This window comes from Rubrivivax benzoatilyticus JA2 = ATCC BAA-35 (assembly GCF_000190375.1).
Classification (GTDB): domain Bacteria; phylum Pseudomonadota; class Gammaproteobacteria; order Burkholderiales; family Burkholderiaceae_C; genus Rubrivivax; species Rubrivivax benzoatilyticus.
Genome location: NZ_AEWG01000051.1, coordinates 1 through 4,854 on the forward strand (window position 1 = coordinate 1; position 4,854 = coordinate 4,854).

General features: G+C 74.1%; 1 protein-coding gene. It reads right to left on the minus strand.

Translation table 11 applies throughout. From position 1 onward, the window contains the following. The coding region (locus RBXJA2T_RS05560; RefSeq protein ID WP_009856353.1) for a type I polyketide synthase at positions 1–4,854 on the minus strand (4,854 nt) is incomplete at both ends.

Below are 4,854 nucleotides of genomic sequence, written 5' to 3' on the forward strand. Positions count from 1 at the left end.
GGCGGCCATCACACGTTCCTGCGACTCCAGGAACTGGCGCATCGTGTCGAAGTACTCGGCCATCACCGCGGCGTCGGCCGTGGCGGGCAGTGGTCGTCGTTCATCCATCGTTCGGGCCCTCCGGGAAAACTGGGACGTGATCGGGGTGGCGGTGCGCACCGGGGCGGCCGCGGGCAGCGTGGGGGCGACGGCGGCGACCGGCGCCGCGGGATTGACCGCCGGTGCGACGGCGGGCGGCGCGGCGAGCGCGGCCTGGGCCTGCTCCAGCGTCACGCCGACCGGCTTGACCGGATCGGCGAGGCGGCGCACGCCGGCGCCGTTGATGACCCAGGCGGTGCGCGCCGGCGTCTCGCGGCGGTCCAGCGAGGCCAGGCGCTGCGGGTCGCCGACGCGGCAGTCGCGGCCAGCGAACAGCGGCTCGACGTCCAGCTCCACGCCGGCCACCAGCAGCTGGCCGATGCCGGCCAGCACGCCGCCCAGGCCGCTGCCGTCGTCCAGCGCGACAGCCACGTGCGGCTGGTCCTGCAGGATGCGGCCGACCAGGCGCGACAGCACCGCCTTCGGGCCCACCTCGACGAACAGGCGCGCGCCGTCGTCGTGCATCTGGCGCACCTGGGCGACGAACTCGACCGGCTTGACCAGGTGCTCGGCCATCAGCTGGCGGCAACGCGCCGGCTCGGCCGGGTGCGGCCGCGCGGTGGCGTTGGCGTAGACGGGGATCGCCGTCGGCTGCCAGGGCGTGGCGTCGATCAGCGCCGCCAGCGGGCCTTGCGCCGGCTTGACCAGCACCGAGTGGAAGGCCGCGGCCACCGGGATGGCTTGCGCCTCGATGCCGGCGGCGGCGCACTTGGCGATGGCCGCCTCGACGCCGGCACGCGTGCCCGAGACGATGCTCTGCAGCGGTGCGTTGTGGTTGGCGACGATGACGTCGGGCAGGTCGGCGATCAGCTGCTCGACGACGCCGCGCTCGGCCGGCACCGCGGCCATCGTGCCGAGTTCGGCACCGGCGTCCTGGGCGGCGTCGACGATGAAGCGCCCGCGGGCCGCCGACAGCGCCATCAGCGCGCCGAAGTCGATCGCGCCGGCGGCGTGCTGGGCGACGAACTCGCCGTAGCTGTGGCCGGCGGCCATGTCGGCCTGCAAGCCCAGCGCCTGCAGCAACCGCCACAGGCCGACCTCCAGCGCGCCGAGCGCCGGCTGGGCGACGTCGGTGCTGGTCAGCGCGCGGCGCGCGGCGTCCTGGGCAGCGTCGTCGTAGGCGGCACGCGGGAACAGGAACTCGCCCAGCGTCTTGCCGAAACGCTGCGTGAACGGCGCGCGCAGCGCGGTCTCGGCCTCGGCCAGCGCGTCGGCCACCGGCGGCAGGTACAGCGCCGCTTCACGGCCCATGCCGGTGTACTGCGAGCCCTGGCCGGGGAACAGCACCGCGACCTTGCCGCCGATCGGCGCGCCGGCACGGTGGAACACCCCCGGCGGCGCGGCCTTGGCTTCGCCGCGCAGGAAGGCGGCCGCGGCGGTGAGTTTGGTGGCCAGTTCGGCGGGGCTGCGCGCGACCAGCGCCAGGCGCTCGGCGGCGCCGGCCTGCCAGGTGCGCGCCAGGCTGGCGGCCAGGTCGCGCAGTTCCACCGGCGTGGCCGCCAGTTCGGCGTGCAGCGCCGTCAGGCGCGCGACCAGCGCCTCGCGGCTGTCGGCCGCGAACAGCAGCAGCTCGGCCGGCCAGCGCCGCGCCGTCGCGGTGCGCAGCCAGGGGCGGTACTCGCGCTGGTACTCCTCCATCACGACGTGGAAGTTGGTGCCGCCGAAGCCGAAGGCGCTGCAGGCGGCACGCCGCGGCTGCTCGGACGGCAGCCAGGGCAGCGCGTCGGCGATGACGTGCAGCGGCGCGTCGGCGCGCTTGAGCGTCGGGTTCGGGTTCGTCACGCCCAGGTGCGGCGGCAGCACCTTGTGGTGCAGCGCCAGCGCGGCCTTCACGAGGCCGGCGACGCCGGCGGTGGCCTTGGTGTGGCCGATCATCGTCTTCACCGAGCCGACGACGGCGCCGTGCGGGCGAGCGCCCTCCTCCAGCATCAGCCGCGTCGTGCTTTCCAGCTCAGCGGTGTCGCCGGCGACGGTGCCGGTGCCGTGGGCCTCGAACAGGCCGACGGTCGACGGGCCGAAGCCGGCCATCTGGTAGGCGCGGCGCATCGCACGCAGCTGGCCAGCCGGCAGCGGCGCGGTCAGGCCCTTGGCGTTGCCGTCGCTGGAGCCGCCGACGCCCTTGATGACGGCGTAGATGCGGTCGCCGTCGCGCTCGGCATCGGCCAGACGCTTCAGCGCCACCATCGCGATGCCTTCGCTGATGACGATGCCGTCGCCCGAGGCGTCGAAGGTGTTGCAGCGGCCGCGCGGCGACAGCGCCTGCGTCTTGCTGAAGCACAGGTAGCCGAACGGGCCCTGCACGGTGTCGACGCCGCCGGCGATGACGATGTCGCTGCGCCCGGCCGCCAGTTCGGTGACGCCCTGGTAGACCGCGGCCAGCGACGAGGCGCAGGCGGCGTCGGTCGTGAAGTTGACGCCGCCGAAGTTCAGCCGGTTGGCGATGCGCCCGGCGATGACGTTCAGCAAGATGCCGGCGAAGGAATCCTCGGTCCACTCGGGCAGGCGTTCGGCGACCTCGGCCGGCAGCTGGCCCGAGAAACGCGGCAGCTCCGAACGCAGCCCGTACTGCGAGCCGACGTCGCCGGTGCCGCCGCTGGCGCCGACGATCACCGAAGCACGCTCGCGGTCGAAAGGCTTGCGGTCGTAGCCGGCGTCGGCCAGCGTGCGGCGCGCGACTTCCAGCGCCATCAGCTGCATCGGGTCGACGGCCTCGATCGACTTCGGCGGCATGCCGTAGCGCGTCGGGTCGAAGACCAGGTCGTCGATGAAGCCGCCCCACTTCGAATAGATCTTGTCCGGCGCGTGGCGGTCGCTGTCGTAGTACAGGCGCCAGTCCCAGCGGTGCGGCGGGATCTCGGTGATCGCGTCGACCTTGGCCAGGATGTTGTCCCAGTAGGCGGCCAGCGAATCGGCCTTGGGCAGCAGCGTGGCCAGGCCGACGATGGCGATGTCGACCGGGCCGGTGCCGGCCACCGGCGCGGCCTGGCGCGCGTCGGCCGCGGCGGCGAGCAGCGCGGCGGCGCCGGCCGTCACTTCCTCGTGCAGCGAGGCGACGGTCGTGACGCCATCGCGCAGCGTCGCCACCTGGCCGAGCATGTACATGCCGTCGGCGTACTGCTGGTTCTCGTCCAGCGTCGTCAGCTTGCCTTCCTCGCCGATGCGCGTCGTGCCCTTGGAGGCGATGCGCAGCCGGCCCATGATCAGGTCGTCGAGCACGCGGCGGCTCTCTTCGCCGGCCACCTTCTGCTCGCGCAGCTCGGCGCGCTTCTTGAAGAACTCCTGCGCGAACGGCGTGTAGCCGCAGCGGCTGGCGTGGCCGGGGCCGGACTCGAGGCTGACGGTGTGGCGGCAGGCGATGACCTCCTGCTGGAACTTGGCCACCACCGCGCCCGAGGCGACGATCTCCTCGGTGAACAGGTAGGCGCTGCCCATCAGCACGCCGACCTTGACGCCGCGTGCGACCAGCGGCGCGGCCAGCACCTGCACGAAGGCCGACGAGGCAGCGTCGTGGATGCCGCCGGCGAACAGCAGCTGCAGCTCGGCCGGCGCGACGCGGCGCGCGTCGATCTCGTCGGCGATTCGGTCGACCATCGTCGACCAGAGCACGAAGCTCGACAGCGGGCCGATGTGGCCGCCGCACTCGCGGCCCTCGAAGATGAAGCGCCGCGCGCCTTCCTGGACGAACAGCGGGATCAGGTTGGCCGAGGGCACGTGCAGAAAGGTCGGCACGCCCGAGGCCTCGAGCTTGACGGCCTGGTCGGGCCGGCCGCCGGCGATCAGCGCGTAGGCCGGCTTGTACTGCGTGGCCAGCGCGAGCTGCTCGTCGAGCAGCGCCTGCGGCGCGAAGCCCAGCAGGCCGATGCCCCAGGGCTTGTCGCCCAGCAGCTGCTGGGTGCGCGCGAGCAGCTTGTCCAGCGGAGCGCCCTTGAGCAGCGCGAAGGCGACCATCGGCAGGCCGCCGCCGTCGGCCACGGCCTGGGCGAAGTCGGCGACGTCGGAGACGCGCGTCATCGGGCCCTGCACGATCGGGAAGCGCAGGCCCAGCGCCTGCGCCAGCGGCGCGCCTTCGGCGACCGGCGGCTGGGCGGCGACCTGGCCGAGCTGGGTCGCGACCGCGCTGTCGAAGGCCTTCAGCACCGCGGCCAGGTGGCCGTAGCGACGGCGCCAGTCGGCGGCGAAGCAGACGTCGTGGCCCACCGGCAGCAGGCCGGCGCGCGGGTCGTCCCAGTTGATGCGACCGGCGACCTTGGCACGCAGCGCGGCGAAGCCGCAGCCGTCGCCCTCGGTGATCAGCGCCTTGGCCACGGCGTGGCCCGGGCGGCTCAGGATGCGGAAGTACTCGCCGTGCTCGCCGTCGCCGACGGCCACGGTCTCGTTGCCCGACAGGCCGGCGATGACCGCCTGGCCGGCTTCGCCCAGGCGCGCCTCGTCGAGCAGCAGGACTTGCGAGTCGAGCGCGCCGCCGGCCACGCCGAGCGCGGCGCAGCCCGCGGCCACGGCCGGCGTCAGGCCGCCGCGCACATGCAGCGGCAGCGCCGTGCGGCCGCGCCACTTCTGCAAGAGGATGAAGCTGGCGTCCTCGCCGACGAAGCCGCCGGCCTCGTTGCCCTTGAGCAGCAGCGCGTCGACGTCGGTGTCCAGCGGCCCGGCCGGCCAGTCCGGCGTCGTCAGCTCGGCCATCACGCGCAGGCCGGCGGCGCGCAGCGCGGCCAGCGT